Below are 16720 nucleotides of genomic sequence, written 5' to 3'. Positions count from 1 at the left end.
TTGCCTGGCGCTCGGCCTTCGCCGAACGCCAGGCATCCGCTCGGCATTGACACAATTTTGCCTTTTGACGCGGCCGGACCAAGCCCAGCATAATTTGTTGAGAACGATTCTTATCCGTTCGATACGACAGCGGCCTGAAGGGACGCCGCTGTAACGGGCCAGCCAAGGTTTCAGCCACGCCCTCCCAAGCCACACGTCAACAGAAGTGCACGGCACCGCGACGCACGCGGGAGGCCCACGCGCTCGATAGGGAGAGTAGGGATGAAAGCTGGTAGTTCCACGATGCAGTTGCGTACCCGGCGGCCTCTGCGCCTGCTGTCGATGGCGATCGCCAGCAGCTTCGGCAGCTCGCTGGCCCTGAATCCGCTTGCTGCCCTGGCGCAGGACAGCGGCGAGTCGGTGCAGTTCTTCGAATTGAATCTTCCCGAACAGCCGCTGGGCACGGCGCTGACCGCGCTGAGCCGCGAGACCGGTGTTCAGGTCGCGGCCGATCGCGAACTGCTGGCGGGCCGCCGCGCCGCCGCCTTGCGCGGCCGCTACAGTGCCGCGCAGGCGCTGGAACGCCTGCTCGCCGGTTCCGGCTTGAGCGCGCGTAGCCAGGGCGCCGGCTGGCTGGTCGAATCGACCGGCGCTGTCGCGCTGGCGCCGGTCACGGTGGCTGGCGTGCGTGCCGAGGGTTTCAAGGCGGAAACCCAGCAGACGGCGACCAAGATGCAGCTGAGCCTGCGAGAGACGCCGCAATCGGTGACCGTCATCACCCGCGAATCGCTCGACGCGCGCCAGGTGCAGACGCTCGGTCAGGCGCTGGAACTGTCCGCCGGTGTCGCCCAGTTCAGCGGCAACGGTCCGTTCGCCAGCCAGCCCTCGTTCGGCTTCAATCAGACGACGATCCGCGGCATCGCCATCGATGACCTGTACGACTTCCGCGAGGACGGCTTCGTCAACGGCTCGTACTTCTCGCTGCCCGATCTGGCGATCTACGACCGCATCGAAGTGGTCAAGGGCCCGAATTCGGTGCTCTACGGCCGTGGCAGCGTCGGCGGCCTGATCAATCGCGTACGCAAGAAGCCGCTCGCCGATGCCCGCGCCGACATCGAAGTGACCGCCGGCTCGTTCGATACCTATCGCGCCGACCTCGATGTCACCGGTCCGCTCGGCACCGACAAGGCTCGCGGCCGCCTGGTCGCCGCGTATGCGGATACTGGCTCGTTCGTCGATGGCCCGGAAGCGCAGCGCACGGTTGTCGCACCGAGCGTGGAACTGGATCTGACGCCGACCACCAAGCTACTGGTGCATGGCCTGTACCAGAGCGAAGACATCATCGCCAATACCGGTTTCGCGCTGCGCCGAACTGCAACGGGTTTCGATGCGCCGAACATTCCGCGCAGCCAGTACAACGGCGTGATCACGGCCAAGCCCTACACCTGGGAAACACTGGCAGCGAGCGCGACGCTTGAACAGAAGCTCGGCGATCGCTGGCTGGCGACCCTGCGCCTGAATGCCACGCGCATCGACACGCCAATCCGGGTCGACGCCTATTCCTACGGTTTCACGGAAGGCGACAACCCGGAGACTGAAGCCGTCGAACGGCGTGGCGACACGACCGTTCTCGGCAACGATTTCGAGATCGATCGCGAAATCTGGTCCGGCGAACTGCAGCTGTCCGGTGCCTTCGATGCCTTTGGCCGTGAAGTGAAAACCACCTTCGGCGTCGATCACAACAGCAACAACTATTCGCGCCGTGGCTCCTATACCGCTTACGCCTCCGGCAACCTCTACGACAACGTCTTCGAGCAGCCGGCACAGGAGCGTTTCCCGGGCGCGTTCTTCGGTGGCAATCCAAGCGCGACAGGCTTCTATGCGCAAGGGCAGGTCCGGCCGATCGAACGACTCAGCGTGCTGCTCGGCCTGCGTTACGACGAAGTGTCGCTGCGTGCATTCAACGGCGACGAGAGCGTCAAGCAGACGGACTCGGTTCGCGACGTCACCGGCCGCGTCGGCCTGACCTATGACCTGAGCGAGCAGGTCTCGGTCTACTCGTTGTACGCGCAATCGTTCGAGCCGGTGCTGTTCAGCACCGATATCAACGGCAATCTGCTGAAGCCGGAAACCGGCGTGGTCTATGAGTTCGGTACCAAGACGGAATGGTTCGGTGGTCGGTTGGGTGTCAACGCTGCGCTGTACCGCATCGAACGTGAAGACATTCCCATCAGTGCGGTCGTCCCGCCGGGCGAAAGGCCGTACTCGGTGTCCAGCGGCCTGCAGCGCTCGGATGGCGTGGAAGTCGAAGCCAACGGCAGACCCTTCCCAGGTTGGGACATCAGCCTGGCGCTGAACAGAGTTGAATCGGAGTTCAAGGATCCGGACGATCAGTTCTTTGGCCGCACGCCCGGTGGCAGCGCCCGCTGGCAGGCCGCGCTGTATACGGCTTACGAGGTGCAGACCGGCCTGCTGAAGGGCTTCGGTGCCGGCCTCACCGGTTTTGCGATCGACGATCGTGGTGTCAGCACTTTCGTGGTCGGCACCATTCCTGGCTACGAGCGCCTTGATCTGCATGCGTTCTACAAGGGCTTCCGCGATGTGCAGATCGATCTGACCCTGCGCAACGTCACCAACGCCCGTTACATCGAAGGCGCGGACCGCAACAATGCCCTTGCCCAGTTCGGTTCGCCGACCGCGGTACTGCTGAACTTGCGTTACCGTTTCGACGGCAAGCGCCGCTAGGAGCAGCAATGGCATCGGTTTCACATCCACCGTGGTACGTCGCGTCCCGCGTGCTGGCCAGCACGCTGGGCGGCTATGCGTTCACCTGGGGCTTCATCTCGCTCGGGGCGATGCTGCTGTTCGCGGCCGGCATGAACCTGGAAGAAGCCTCCAGCCTGTCGTCGATGCTCGGCTTTCTGGTGCTGCTGTGGGGCTTCTGCTGGGCGTTCGTCGCGGCGAGCCTGACGCGGGTCTGGTCGGTGCTGGCAGGTGGCGGCGTGGTGATGACGGCGGCCGGCTGGTGGCTGTCGCGCGCTCTGATGTGAGGCTCTAGACATGTTTCAGAATTTCCGCTTGTCGATGACCTGGCTGCATACCTGGTTCGGTCTGCTGCTGGGCTTCGTGCTGATGGTGGCGTTCTTCTTCGGCTCGCTATCGGTGTTCGATCGCGAGATCGATCGCTGGGCGATTCCGGCAACCCGCATCGAAGCCCGGCCGATGCCGTCGTTCGATACGGCGCTGGAGCCGATCTTCCGCACCATCACCGATCCGGATCCCGACGAACTGGCGGCTGCCAAAACGCGGGTTAGCCAGCCCTTGCCCGACAAGCTGACGGTGATGACCTGGAGCGCGTTCACCACCCATCGTGATCCGGTGCTGCGGATGTTCGTCGAGTTCGAAGTGCCGAACTCGCCGCTGCCGGACGATCACATCCACGGCAGCATCACCATCGATCCGCGCGATGGCAAGCAGCTGCCGGAGAATCGCCTGGCAATCGGCTCCGCGTTCTTCTATCCGATGCACTTCAGCCTGCATCTCACCTGGGCCGACATCGGCTACTGGATCGTCGGCTTCGCGGCGCTGGCGATGCTGGCGGCGCTGGTGTCCGGCGTGATCATGCATCGCAAGATCTTCCGCGAGTTCTTCACCTTCCGGCCAAACAAGAAGGTTCAGCGCAGCACGCTGGATCTGCACAATCTCAGTGGCGTTGTGGCGCTGCCGTTCCATTTCCTGTGGGCGTTGTCCGGACTGATCATCTTCGCCGGCCTGTATTTCCCGGTGCTGGGTACGATGATGCGGCCTCTGGCCGAAGCTCAGGAAAAACTCGAAGCGACGCAGACCGGCCTCGATCTGGAGCCCTCCGGCACGCCGGGCACGCTGGCGTCCGTCGACGGCATGGTCGCCGAGGCGAAAGCGATGTGGGTGGCGCGCGGGGTTCCGGGCGAGGTGGGTTTCCTGATCGTTCACCACGTCGGCAGCTCGAACGCCTATGTCAGCGTCTACCGCGACAACACCGATCAGGTCGGCGGCGGCCCGGGCCTGCACTTCCAGGGCTCCACCGGCAAGCTGATTCACGAAGATCCGCCCGAAGGCGCGGTGTCGGCCGTCAACAGCTTCCTGGTCGGCATGCATCTGCAGCGCTTCAAGCACTGGACCCTGCGCTGGCTGATCTTCGCCGGCGGCATCCTGAGCAGCGTCTGCATCGTCACCGGCTTCGTGTTCTTCGTCGAGAAGCGCAAGCGCCAGCATTCCGAACGACGCCGCAGCGGCGCTCGCTGGGCCGATGCGCTGGCGGTGACCACGGTGACCGGCATGGTCGTCGCCACCCTGGCGATCCTGGTTGCCAACCGGCTGTTGCCGGAGGATCTGGCGCAGCGCGATCTCTGGGAGAAGAGCAGCTTCTGGGCCGCCTGGATGCTGTGCCTGGTGCATGCGATCTGGCGCTCGTCGGCAGTGCTGAAGGCGCGTACTTCGCCAGCCTGGGCCGAGCAGTGCTGGACCATCGTGGTGCTCGCCATCGGCGCCGTGGTGCTCAACGCGGTGACCACCGGCGATCACCTGTTCAAGACCTTGTCCGAGGCTTACTGGCCGGTCGCAGGCACTGATCTGATGCTGCTGGCCTGCGCGGCACTGGCCGCGATTGCCGCGCGCCGTCTGCAACGCCGCGCCACGGCGGTGGCAAGTGCAGCCGCCGACGACCAGGACGAAGAATTGCGCGAGGCCCGACATGCCTGATGCCCTGCTGCTGATCGCAGCCCTGTTCAGCGCCTGCCTCGGCATGGCCTGGCTGGCGCTGGCGATGGACGTGCACTGGAAGCAGGTTTGCGGATCAGCGCCACCTTCGCCGCCGGTCGCCAAGCTGCTGCGCGGCCTCGGCTTCGCGACCTTGCTGGCAGCGCTGCTGCTGTGTCTGGAAGCGGATACCGCGACGATGGCGGTGCTGGTCTGGATGATGGCGCTGGCGGTGGCTGCAGTCACCGTCGCCTTCGTGCTGAGCTGGCGGCCGCGGCTGCTGGCCGTGCTGCTGCTGTGGAGGTGGCCGGCAGCTGAATGACCAGCACCGTGCGCCGACCATCGGTGCTTGTCGATGCGAATCATTCTCAATAAGATGAGGCAGCCAGCAATTTCCCATGCCAGCAAGCCCCTTGCCGCCACTGGAGATTCGCGTGCCCAAATATTCCGCCGGACTTGCTGCTGAACCATCTCGCCTGGTCTTTGATCTGGAGGCATTGTTGATCGACACCGTGGCCGGTGTTCAGCACGCGCTCGATGCCGTGGCGCACAAGCAGCGCGCCAATTGGCGGCGGCTGCTGAACATCGAGGACCTGCGCTCGACGCGTCTGGAAACGCTGATTGCCGACATCGCCGGTTGCGCCGATCCCAAGCTGATCGAAAAGCTGAGCCAGGACTACTGGAAGATGTACGAGCAGGACAGCCGCTACCAGGCGCCGCTGCGCGAAGGCGCGATGGAACTGGTCGAATCGCTCAAGGAGCAGGGCAGTGAACTGCACTACATCACCACCCTGGGCCCGGAAGCGGCCACCCGGCTGACCCGGCATCACGCGCTGAACCGGATGATCACCTCGATCTACACCAGCCCGGCGCCGATCTGCGCCTACGCTCGCGCGGGCGTGTTCGGCCGCTTCGTTTCCGAATCCGGCCATGCGCCGGAATCGTTCCTGCTGCTCAGCGACCATCTGCCCGAACTGATGACCGCGCAGCGGATCGGCGTGCCGGCGCTGGGCCTTGCCTACGGGCATGCGCCGCAGGTGGTGCTGGAAACCTTGCCCGGCGTGCTTGGCGTGGCCTCGTCGCCGGCCGATGTCATCGACTGGCTGAACGCGCGCACCCTCGCCAACCAGCACGTGCAGGCCGCCGCTCATCGTTACGCCGCAAGGCTGCACTGATTCCATCGTCTGTCCATGAATGACGTCGCCGAACCCACGCTCGATACGGAAGCGCCGCTCGGCGAAACCTTGCAGGCCCTGTTGAACCGAGGCGATTCGGCCGGCGCGCTGGCGCTGTGCCGGGCGCGGATCGCGCAAGCGCCCGAGGAGCCGGACGCCCATCGTCATCTGGGCCAGATGCTGGCGGCGTCCGGCGCCTTCGATGCTGCGCATCGCCACGGTCGCCGCGCCTGCGAACTGGCGCCGGACGATCCGCGCAGCTGGTCGGACCTCGGTCGCGTCCATGCGCTGGAAGGCAAGTTCGGCGACGCCGCGCAGTGCTTCGCCGAAGCGATCCGGATCGACGATCGTCATGCCGATGCCTGGCACAACCTCGGCACTGCACTCAAGAAGCGCGGTGATCGGGACGGAGCTTTCAAGGCATTGAAGACCGCGCTGCTGATCGACCCGAGCCGCGCCGACACCTATCTGAATCTCGGCAATCTGCTGATCGATGCCGGCCAGCTCGAAGACGCGCTGGAATGCTTCGAGCGCGCCGCGAAACACGATCCGGCACTGGCTCGCGCACGCAGCCGACTTGCCCAGCATTTCTCGCAGGCTGGCAAGGTCAAGCAAGCGGAATCGCTGTTCCGGCAGGCGCTGGGGCTCGATCCGGATCATCTGCAAGGCTGGTTCGGGCTCGGCCGCACGCTCGAAGATCTCGGCGAGGCCGATGGTGCGCTCGGCTGCTATCTGCAGGTGCTGAATCGGCGCCCGCAGCACGCGCAGGCGCTGGGCCAGTATCTGGCGCTGGTGCGCGACGAACCCGAGGCGGGCGTGCTGAGCACGGCGCAAGCGCTGCTCGACAACCCGGCAGTGAAGGACGAGGCGAGGGCGCTGGTCGGCTACGGCCTCACCAAGTTCCATGATCGGCGCAAGGACTACGCGCAGGCCGCTGCGGCTGGCCTCGCCGGCAATGCCGCACGCCGCCAGGCGAACGGGCCGCTGGATCGCGCGGCACTCAGCCAGCGCATCGACCGGATCATCGAAACCTTCGATGTCGCGTTCTTCGAAAGACGTCGTCGTCTCGGTCTGGGCACCGATCAGCCGGTGTTCATCGTCGGCCTGCCGCGTTCCGGCACCACCTTGACCGAGCAGATTCTCGCGTCTCATCCGCTGCTGCATGGCGCCGGTGAACTGCCGGACCTGTCGCGGCTTGCCAATGGTTTGATCGGCAACGACGAAGAACCCTGGCAGGCGGCGCAGAAGCTGGACGAGATGAGCAGCCGAACGCTGGCGCTCGATTACCTGAAAGCGCTGCGTGAAGATGCGTCGAAATCGGCCGCGAGAATCAGCGACAAGTCGCCGCTGAACTTCTTCCATCTCGCTTTCGCTGCGTTGCTGTTCCCGAACGCCAGAGTCGTTCATTGCATTCGCGATGGCCGCGACAATGCCCTGTCGATCTGGATGGAGAACTTCAGCCCCGATCAGCGCTACGCCACCGATTTCGACGATCTCGCCTTCTTCCGCCAGCAGTACCTGCGGCTGATGGCGCATTGGCGTCAGGTGCTGCCGATGAAGATGATCGACTTCCAGTACGAGGAAACCGTGGCCGATCTCGAAGGCCAGGCGCGACGGCTGATCGGCTTTCTCGATGCCCCCTGGGATGCGCGCTGCCTGGCTTTCCACAAGGCCGAACGCGCGGTGCAGACGCCGAGCCGCTGGCAGGTAAGGCAGCCGATCTACACGAAGTCCGTGGCGCGCTGGAAAGCCTATGCCGAGTATCTGCCGGCTTTGGACCGCGCCTTCAGCGACGATCAACAAGTCGACGCTTGATCAGAATTCACCCGAGTATCTTTCTTCGGCTTGTTACTGAGAATGATTCTTATTAATATGCGACCCCATAAGCAGTCAAGGCCAGCCAACGACCGTTAGCGAGCGATGACTCCGGACTTCAGTCAGGAGCAGTCATGGGCAAGCGGTGGTGGCAGGGGGCGTTGTTGGGGGTTATCAGCGGTGCGGCGGCAGCGGAAACAGCCGCATTTCCACCGCTGGAAACGGGTGAGATCACGTTGGGCAAAGTCACTGTCAGCGCGACGAAGGACGAACGCAGGCTCGATGAAGTGCCGGCGACCGTGACCGTGATCGACGCTGCCGATCTGCAGCGCAGCGTGGTCGAGAACATCAGCGATCTGGTTCGTTACGAGCCCGGCGTCAGCGTGCCGTATCAGGGCTCGCGCTTCGGCCGCAGCGGTTTCACCATTCGCGGCCTCGGCGGCAATCGGGTGCAGATCGAGATCGATGGCGTGCCGATTCCCGATGGTTTCTCGATCGGCGATTTCTCCAACGCCGGCCGTGATTTCGTCGACCTCGACAACCTCAAGCGCATCGAAATCGTCCGTGGTTCGGCGTCGAGCCTGTACGGCTCGGACGCGCTCGGCGGCGTGGTCAGCTTCACGACGAAAGACCCGCTCGATTACCTCGCCGGACCCGACGACAAGCTGGCCGTGCAGGCCCGTGGCGGCTATGCCAGCGCTGACGACACCTGGATCGGCGGCGGCACCATCGCCGGCCGCAGCGGCGCGTTCTCCGGCCTGTTTTCGGCGGTGGTGCGCAGCGGCGATCAGCTCTCGAACAAGGGCAACAATAGTGGGACCGGTACAACGCGCACGCAGCCGGACCCAAGCGAAGCCGTCAGCCAGAACCTGCTGGCCAAGCTCGTCTACGGCGAGACCGGCGATGCGCCGATCAAGCTGACCCTGGAACGCCTGGTCGACGACAGCGACACCAAGGCGCTGAGCGCCGTGCGCGCGGTATCAGCCACCACTCAGACCACGGCGCTGGCGGCCGACGATCAGGCCCGCCGGGCGCGAGTCAGCCTCGAGCAGACGCTGTTCGATCTCGGCCCGCTGAACAGCCTGCTGTGGCGCGTCTATCTCAACGACAGCCGCACGCGGCAGGACACGCTGGAGTCGCGCACGGTCAGCACCGGCGGCGGCTCGATGCGCGAACGCGAGCGTCGCGCGCTGTTCAAGCAGCAGGTGATCGGCGGCGAAACCACCGCCACCGGCGTGCTCGAGACCGGCCCGCTCGCGCATCGCTGGGTCGCTGGCTTCGAGCTGGAACGGATCCGCACCGCGCAGTCGCGCAGCGGCAGCGAACGCAATCTCACCGCCGGCACCGAAACCTCGACCATCGGCCCGGACGCGTTTCCGGTCCGCGACTTCCCGATCACCCACACCCTCGAAGCCGGCTTCTACGCGCAGGACGACATCCGCTATGGCGCACTGACCGTGATTCCGGGCCTGCGAGTCGATTACTACGATCTCGATCCGCGGCCGGACAGCATCTTCATCGAAGACAACCCGGGCGTTGACCCCAGCGATCTGAACAAGCTCAACCTGTCGCCGAAGCTAGGCTTGGTCTGGCGCTTCAACGAGCGCCTGAGTGCCTACGGCAACTACGCGCGCGGTTTTCGCGCACCGCCGTACTCGGACGTCAACGTCGGCTTCACCAACGTCCAGTTCGGTTACACGGCGATTCCGAATCCCGATCTGAAGCCGGAAACGAGCAACAGTTTCGAAGTCGGCCTGCGTGGCGGTGTGGAAGACGCCACGGCCTCGGTCGCCGCGTTCTATAACCGCTATCGCAACTTCATCCAGAGCTTCGTCTCGCAGGGCGTCAATGCCGATGGCCTGCTGGTATTCCAGTCGCAGAACCTGACCCGGGTGCGCATCTTCGGTGCCGAAGCGAAGGGCGAAGTCAGTGGCGCGCTGCTCGATGCCTCGCTGAAGGCCTTCCACCTGCGTGGCGCACTGGCCTGGGCGAAAGGTGATGACCTGTCGGCGAATGTGCCGCTGAATTCGATCGACCCGTTGACCGGCATCGTCGGCCTCGCCTGGCGTCCGGCAGCGCTGCCGGTGTCCGCCGAACTGGTGTCGACGATGACCATCGAAGACAGCCGCACCGACAACAGCAATGGGCAGGGCTATCAGGCGCCGGGCTACGTCCGCGTCGATCTGCTCGGCGAATGGCACGTCACCCCGAAGGCCGATTTCAACCTCGGCCTGTTCAACCTCGGCGACCGCCGCATCGTGCCGGCCGCCAGCGTCCAGAGCCGGCTCGCCAGCGATCCGGCGATCGACCGCTTCAGCCAGCCCGGCTTCAACGTCGGCGGCAACGTTCGTCTGCGCTTCTGAAGGTTCTCGCCCACATGCTCAAGGGAATCGTACCGATGAGACTGCCCGCATTACTGGCGCTGCTGATCGCTGCTTGCAGCGCCACACCGCAGGCGCCGATCACGCTGTCGCCGAGCACGCCGCCGGTTGCCGACAAGGCTCGTTTCGATGCCGACCGCAAGGCGATCCTGGCGATGGCCGGCGAGTTCAAGGTGGCTTTCCAGTTCGATGAGGACGTGCCGCTGAAGGCCGGCTACAAGCCGCACGAGCAGCACCGCAGCGGCGCCTTCGAGTTCGTCGAAGTGCTCGAAGACAGCGGCACGCGGATCGTGCTCCAGCATGTGCTGGTGATCGGCGATGACGTCATCAAGCACTGGCGGCAGGACTGGCAGTACCAGCGCGCAAGGCTCTGGGCCTATACCGGCGACGACACCTGGGTGCGTCGCGAGCTGAGCGCTGCCGAAGTTGCCGGCAGCTGGACGCAGGCGGTCTGGCAGGTCGACGACAGCCCGCGCTACGCCGGCATCGGCCGCTGGACGCATGAGGGCGGCGTGTCGTCGTGGACGTCGGAAGTCGAATGGCGACCATTGCCGCGCCGCGAACTGACCACCCGCAACGACTACGACAAGCTCACCGGCACCAATCGCCAGACCATCACGCCGACCGGCTGGGTGCACGAGCAGGACAACCTGAAGATCGATCGCAAGGCCGCGGGCGGCGAACAGGTGCTGACTCACGAACGCGGCCTGAACACCTACACCCGGATCAGCGATCACGACTTCAGCAAGGGCCGCCAGTACTGGCAGGAAACCCGCGACTACTGGGCCGTGGTTCGCCAGGCCTGGGATGACCGTTTCGCCAGGCACGATCGACTGGTGATCCACGCCGCACAGGGCGAAGAGCGGCTGTATCAATCGATGTTCGAGCAGGCCGAGGCGCTGAGCAATCAGAAGATGGCCGCCACCGAAATGCGCAGCTGGATCGACCGCGTGCTCGATCGCTTCGTCGAACCTTCGCAGCTCGCCGCCAAGACTCCATGAGCAGAAGTCTGTCCCCCCGTTCAACCGGCGCGCGCAGCGTCGATGTTGCCGCCGCCAACGATGACGGCCAGCAGCACAGTCACCGGCGACTGACTGCGTCTTTCCCATTCCATCCTGATTCCTGCCGGAGCTCTCCCATGTCCTCGCCAGTCCGCTTTCGTCACCTCGCTGTTCTCGGCCTGCTGTTCGCAGCTGGCAGCAGCCAAGCCCATCAGATCTGGATCGAGCAGGACGCCAAGGGTGCAGCGCTGTATTTCGGCGAATTCCGCCTGAACCTGCATGAGGACTCGCCGGGCATTCTCGACAAGCTGGCCAAGCCGGCCGGGCTGCTGATTGCGGCCGATGGCGAAGAGCAGGCCGTGGTGCTGGAGAAGAAGACCACCGAGTACGTTCTGGCCAGCCGCGCGACGAAGGGGCAATCGCTGCTGGTGGAAGACTTGGCGTATCCGGTGCGCGAGGCGCGTGGCGAACTGGGCCTGACCGGCAAGATGCTCTGGGTGCCGCATGCCCGCTATGTGTCGGACCTGGCCGCGCGCAAGCCGAAGCTGGCGCTGGACATCGTGCCGACCGGCGAGGCCGGGGCCTTCCGCGTCTACTGGAACGGCGAAGCGGTGCCGGGCGCGAAAGTCGAAGTGGTGGCGATGTCCGGCTGGTCCCGCGAAGTGGCGGCCGATGAGACCGGCACCATCCACGCCCTGCTGCCCTGGCGCGGCCGCTATCTGCTGCTGAGCCATCACACCGAAAAGACCCCGGGCGAAGCCGGCGGCAAGCCTTACGACTTCATCACCCACACCTCGACCCTGTCCTTCGAACTGGCCAAGGGCGACCAGTCACCACCAGTGCCGCCGCTGGCCGCGCCGAGCCTGTAGCGCAGGGAACTTCGCTTCGGCTGTCGACGAGACAGCGCAGGAAAACGTACCGACTTCGTTTCAACCCCGGCGCGCCTCGCGGCCTGCCGGGGTGCTTGTTGCCGCATCACCGTCGAGCCGGCATTGGCGCCGGACGAAGGCCCACTCTCATCACTCGAGACACCCACGTACATGCAACCGATAGCCCGAATCACCGTCGCCGCGCTGACTGCGACTGGCTTGCTGGCAGCTGCTTCCGTATCCGCCCAGACCGCGCAGAAAACCGCGCCGCCCGATCAGCCGGCCGCCGACGAAGCCACGGTTGCATCGTCGGACGACGCCGTGCAGCTTGCGCCAGTGACGGTCAGCGCCAGCGCCGATGCGTCGGCGCAGGGCCTTTCGCGGGCTTATGCGGGTGGTCAGGTGGCGCGTGGCGGACGGGCCGGCATCCTCGGCACGCGGGACAACCTCGAAACGCCGTTCTCGATCACCAGCTACACCAATGCGCTGATCCAGGATCGCCAGGCGAAGAGCGTCGGTGACGTGCTGCAGTCCGATTCCGGCGTGCGTGTGGCGCGCGGCTTCGGCAACTTCCAGGAGTCGTACATCATCCGCGGCTTCGTCCTCGGCTCGGACGATGTCGCCTACAACGGTCTGTACAGCCTGCTGCCGCGCCAGTACATCGCCACCGAACTGTTCGAGCGCGTGGAAGTGCTGCGCGGCGCCTCGGCGTTCCTGACCGGCGCCAATCCCGGCGGTGGCGGCATCGGCGGTGCGATCAATCTGCTGCCGAAGCGCGCGCCGAACGATCCGCTGACCCGCTTCACCGCCGGCTCCGGCAACGGACCCTACGGCAGCGGCGCGCTCGACGTGGCCCGCCGTTTCGGTACCGATAACGCCTTCGGCGTGCGCATCAACGCGGCCTATCGCGATGGCGATACCGCGGTCGATGACGAACAGGCGAAGCTCGGCCTGGTCTCGATCGGACTCGACTGGCGCGGCGATTCGGCGCGCCTGTCCGGCGACATCGGCTACCAGAACAACCAGCTCGACCAGACTCGCACCAACATCCAGCTCGGCTCGCTGGTGACTCGCGTGCCGGACGCGCCGGACGCCAGCAAGAACTACGCGCAACCCTGGTCGTACTCGAACGAGCGCGATCTGTTCGGCACGCTGCGCGGCGAGTACGACATCATCAAGAACCTCACCGCCTACGCGGCCTATGGCTTGCGTCGCAGCAAGGAAGCGAACTCGCTGGCCAACATCACGGTCACCGATGCCGACACCGGCGCAGCCAATACCTCGCGCTTCGACAACACCCGCAAGGACCGTGTCGACACCGGCGAAGTCGGCCTGCGTGGCAAGCTCAAGACCGGGCCGGTCAATCACGAACTGGTGTTTGCCGCGTCCTACTTCGAGGCCCAGAAGGACAACGCCTATGCCTTCGATTTCTTTAACACCTTGGCGACCAATCTGTACACGCCGACCGAGTCGCCACTTCCGGATTTCAGCGCCAATGCCTTCGTCGGCAATGAACTCGATAACCCGGAACTGACCAATCGCACGACGCTGACCAGCTATGCCGTCGGCGACACGCTGGACTTCCTCGACAAGCGCGTGCTGTTGACGCTCGGCCTTCGCCATCAGACGCTGAAGGTGGAGAACTACGCCTACACCACCGGTGAGCCTGCTCCGGTTTACGACGACTCGCGGCTGAGTCCATCGGTTGGTCTGGTGGTCCGCGCGACCAGGCAGATTTCGCTGTACGCGAACTACATCGAAGGTCTGACCCAGGGCGACACTGCCCCGAGTCAGGCCACGGCAACGCCGGGCAAAGTGCTGGCGCCGTACGTGTCGCGGCAGAAGGAAGTGGGCATGAAGTTCGATGCCGGCAAGCTTGGCGGCGGTCTGGCGCTGTTCACCACCAAGCGGCCAAGTGGTTTGGTCAATGCCCAGAACGAGTTTCAGGCCGGCGGCCAGGATCGTCATCAGGGTGCCGAGTTGAACGTCTACGGCATCGCTGCCCCCGGTCTGAAAGTGCTCGGTGGTGTGACCTGGCTCGACGCCGAGCAGAAGACGACGAGTGGCGGCGCGACTGACGGCAATCGCGTGATCGGCGTGCCGCGCATCCAGAGCAACATCGGCCTCGAATGGGCGCTGCCGGTACTGCCTGACATGGCGCTCGATACGCGCTTCGTGCAGACCGGAGCCAGCTACTACGACTCGGCCAATGCGCTGCGCGTGCCGGGCTGGGCGCGGATCGATCTCGGTGCGCGTTATCGCGTCGATATCAGTGGTCATGAGTTGACCCTGCGCGCGCGCATCGACAACGTCACCGACGAGAACTACTACGCCTCGGCCGGTGGTTTCACCGGGCTGGGCTATCTCGTGGTCGGCGCGCCGCGCAGCTTCGTGTTCAGCATCGCCGTCGATCTCTGAAGCCTGCCGTCATGCTCGCGATGCAGCCGAAGTTCTTGCCCCGCGTCGCCAGTTCGCTGGCGCCGACGATGCGAACCGTGAGCCGCGTGCTGCTGGCGGTGGTCGGGGCTTACTTCTTCACCACCGCGAGCGTGATGCTCGCGGCGCGCGGCATCGCGGACCTCGGCTTGTTCAGCCGCAGCGATGCGGTGGTGCTCGCCGCGATGTTCGGCTTCCTGCTCTATCTGGGCTTGCTGCTGTGGGCGTTCGCCGAGCGGCGTCTGTGGTGGCTGGCGATCGTGCTCGGTGGCGGCGCCTTGCTGCTGCATGGTGCCGCTTCGCTGCTGCAAAACCGGGCCTGAGCCTCAACAACAATCGTCATGGAAGACACGTTCCGCAAATCGATGGGCTGGCTGCACACCTGGGCCGGCGTGGTGCTGGGCAGCGTGATGTTCGCGATGTTCTGGATGGGATCGTTAAGCGTGTTCGATCGCGAGATCGACCGCTGGATGATGCCCGCCACCCGGCTCGCCGCACCGCCAGCAGATTTCTCGCTGGACCGCAGCGTGGTGCCGATCGCCCGGGAACTGGCGGCTGCTTCGCCGCAGTGGGGCATCAGCTTGCCCACCGAGCGCACGCCGGTGCTGCGGCTCAACTATGTCGGTGTCGACAAGCAGCGCACGCGCCGTGATTTCGATCCGGTGACTGGTGCTTTGATCGCCGATCAGGGCACGCTTGGCGGCACCGGTTTCATCTATCCGTTCCACTACATGCTGCACATCAAGTGGCGGCAGATGGGTTACTGGATCGTTGGCGTGACGGCGATGGCGATGCTGGTGCTGCTGGTCAGCGGCGTGATCATCCACAAGAAGATCTTCATCGACTTCTTCCTGTTCCGGCCGAAGAAACAGTTGCAGCGCGCCAGTCTCGATCTGCACAACCTCAGCGGTGTGCTCGGCCTGCCGTTCCATTTCGTCATGGTGCTGTCGGGCCTGATCATTTTCATGGGTATCTATTTCCCGACCGCGCCGCTGCTCACCTACGCCGATACGCCGGATGCGCCCCAGGCAATCAAGGCGTTCACCGATGACGCCTACGGCCGCTACAACCGTGACAAGGCGAACCAGCCCGGCACCCTGGCGTCGCTCGACGCGATGATTGCCAGCGCCGAGCAGCAGTGGCAGGGTGGCCGGCCGTTCTTCGTGCGGGTGATCAATCCGGCCGATGCAAATTCAATCGTGGAAGTGCGCCGCAGTTCGGCCAGCGACATCACGGTGAACCTCGACCAGATCTATTTCGATGGCACCACCGGCGCCGTGCTGAGCCGCTTTGAAGCAGCACCGGTGATGACCGTGCAGCGCTTCATCAGCGGCCTGCATCTGGTGCAGTTCAAGCACTGGACCCTGCGCTGGATCTACTTCGTGCTCGGCCTGAGCGGCTGCGTGATGATCGCCACCGGCTTCATCTTCTGGCTGGAAGCGCGGCGGGCCAGCCATGCGAAGAAAGGCCTGAAAGGCGTGCGGATCGTCGAAGCGCTGACCGTCGGCAGCGTCACCGGCATCATCGCGTCGACGGCGATGTTCTTGGTGGCCAATCGCCTGCTGCCGCTCGATGCGCAGTGGCTGGGCTACGAACGTCCGCAGCTGGAGACCGGAGCCTTCTATCTGCTCTGGCTCGCCAGCTTCGCGCATGCGGCGCTGCGTCCGCGGCGAGCCTGGTGCGAGCAGACCGGCGCCATCGCCGTGCTGGCCGCGCTGGCAGTGCTGCTCGATGCGTTGACCACTCACGACCATCTGAGCAGCGTGATGCACGGCCAGTGGGCCGCCGTCGGCATGGATGCCGTGCTGCTGCTCGCGGCCGCCATTGCTGCCTTCGCTGGCCGTCACATGGCCCAGCGCAAGCCGATACAGCGCGCGGTTCGATCGCCGTCTAGAAATGCCGAGCTTGAACATGGCTGACAGCTTGCTGCTGATCATTGCCGCGGGCGCGGCTTATCTCGGCTTCGCGCTGTTTGCCCTGTCGCAGTCGCGACACTGGCAGCAGGTGGCGCCCAGCCATGTCGCGCAGCCGCCGCAGAAGAAAGCGCTGCGACTGCTGGGCAGCCTGGCGCTTGCCTTGTCGCTGAGCTGTGCCTGGTTGCGCGATGGCGCGGCGTTTGGCTCCGTGCTGTGGCTGCTGCTGTTGAGCGTTGCCGCGCCGTCGCTGGTGTTCACTCTGAGCTGGCGTCCGCACTGGCTGCAGCGGCTGGCGCAGCGCCTGGCGACCCCGCATCCAAGACATTCTCGATCGATCAAAAGAGGCCCGTTGCACCGGGGCTAGTCGCCCAGAATCTGTTTCTCCAATCTACCAGCCAGCCCTTCGCCAGC

Annotated in this window: 13 protein-coding genes; all 13 read left to right on the top strand. The window is 64.9% G+C overall.

Annotation, left to right across the window (positions count from 1 at the left end):
• Nucleotides 1-282 precede the first annotated feature (282 nt).
• The 13 genes from G513_RS0113285 to G513_RS22955 all read left to right on the top strand — a co-directional run bounded on the left by G513_RS0113285 (nt 283) and on the right by G513_RS22955 (nt 16673).
• On the top strand, nt 283-2724 hold the full coding sequence (locus tag G513_RS0113285) for a TonB-dependent siderophore receptor (protein ID WP_022977340.1): 2442 nt from the start codon (nt 283-285) through the stop codon (nt 2722-2724).
• Nucleotides 2725-2732: 8 nt separating this feature from the next.
• Nucleotides 2733-3029, top strand: a complete 297-nt coding sequence (locus G513_RS0113280) for a hypothetical protein (RefSeq protein WP_028475515.1) — start codon at nt 2733-2735, stop codon at nt 3027-3029.
• A 10-nt stretch (nt 3030-3039) separates the two neighbouring features.
• The gene (locus G513_RS0113275; RefSeq protein ID WP_022977338.1) at nt 3040-4719 is read left to right on the top strand and encodes a PepSY-associated TM helix domain-containing protein; all 1680 of its coding nucleotides are present in this window, start codon (nt 3040-3042) and stop codon (nt 4717-4719) included.
• On the top strand, nt 4712-5038 hold the full coding sequence (locus G513_RS0113270; RefSeq protein ID WP_022977337.1) for a DUF3325 family protein: 327 nt from the start codon (nt 4712-4714) through the stop codon (nt 5036-5038). The genes G513_RS0113275 and G513_RS0113270 overlap by 8 nt, the downstream gene beginning before the upstream one ends.
• A 112-nt stretch (nt 5039-5150) precedes the next feature.
• Nucleotides 5151-5891, top strand: a complete 741-nt coding sequence (locus G513_RS0113265) for an HAD family hydrolase (protein ID WP_169560641.1) — start codon at nt 5151-5153, stop codon at nt 5889-5891.
• Between the two features lie 15 nt (nt 5892-5906).
• Complete coding sequence (locus tag G513_RS22965; RefSeq protein WP_022977335.1) at nt 5907-7706, top strand: tetratricopeptide repeat-containing sulfotransferase family protein; 1800 nt, start codon at nt 5907-5909, stop codon at nt 7704-7706.
• Nucleotides 7707-7942: 236 nt separating this feature from the next.
• Nucleotides 7943-10069 carry a TonB-dependent hemoglobin/transferrin/lactoferrin family receptor gene (locus G513_RS0113255; protein WP_022977334.1) on the top strand — a complete coding sequence of 709 codons (2127 nt, stop codon included), beginning with the start codon at nt 7943-7945 and terminating at the stop codon, nt 10067-10069.
• A 35-nt stretch (nt 10070-10104) separates the two neighbouring features.
• Nucleotides 10105-11088: a DUF6607 family protein gene (locus G513_RS0113250; RefSeq protein ID WP_028475513.1), complete on the top strand. Its 984-nt coding sequence runs from the start codon at nt 10105-10107 to the stop codon at nt 11086-11088.
• Between the two features lie 137 nt (nt 11089-11225).
• Entirely contained in the window at nt 11226-11957 is a 732-nt protein-coding gene (locus G513_RS0113240; protein ID WP_022977331.1) for a cobalt ABC transporter substrate-binding protein, read from the top strand.
• 171 nt (nt 11958-12128) lie between these two features.
• Nucleotides 12129-14375 carry a TonB-dependent receptor gene (locus G513_RS0113235; protein ID WP_022977330.1) on the top strand — a complete coding sequence of 749 codons (2247 nt, stop codon included), beginning with the start codon at nt 12129-12131 and terminating at the stop codon, nt 14373-14375.
• Between the two features lie 11 nt (nt 14376-14386).
• The gene (locus G513_RS22960; protein WP_022977329.1) at nt 14387-14716 is read left to right on the top strand and encodes a hypothetical protein; all 330 of its coding nucleotides are present in this window, start codon (nt 14387-14389) and stop codon (nt 14714-14716) included.
• Between the two features lie 18 nt (nt 14717-14734).
• Nucleotides 14735-16312 (top strand): PepSY-associated TM helix domain-containing protein, encoded by a 1578-nt coding sequence (locus G513_RS0113225; RefSeq protein WP_022977328.1) that lies wholly within the window; start codon nt 14735-14737, stop codon nt 16310-16312.
• Nucleotides 16305-16673: a DUF3325 domain-containing protein gene (locus G513_RS22955; RefSeq protein ID WP_022977327.1), complete on the top strand. Its 369-nt coding sequence runs from the start codon at nt 16305-16307 to the stop codon at nt 16671-16673. Before G513_RS0113225 ends, G513_RS22955 begins: the two co-directional genes overlap by 8 nt.
• The last annotated feature ends 47 nt before the right edge of the window (nt 16674-16720 follow it).

It is taken from the genome of Nevskia ramosa DSM 11499, from assembly GCF_000420645.1.
GTDB lineage: Bacteria > Pseudomonadota > Gammaproteobacteria > Nevskiales > Nevskiaceae > Nevskia > Nevskia ramosa.
This window is presented reverse-complemented; position numbering and strand designations above follow the sequence as displayed.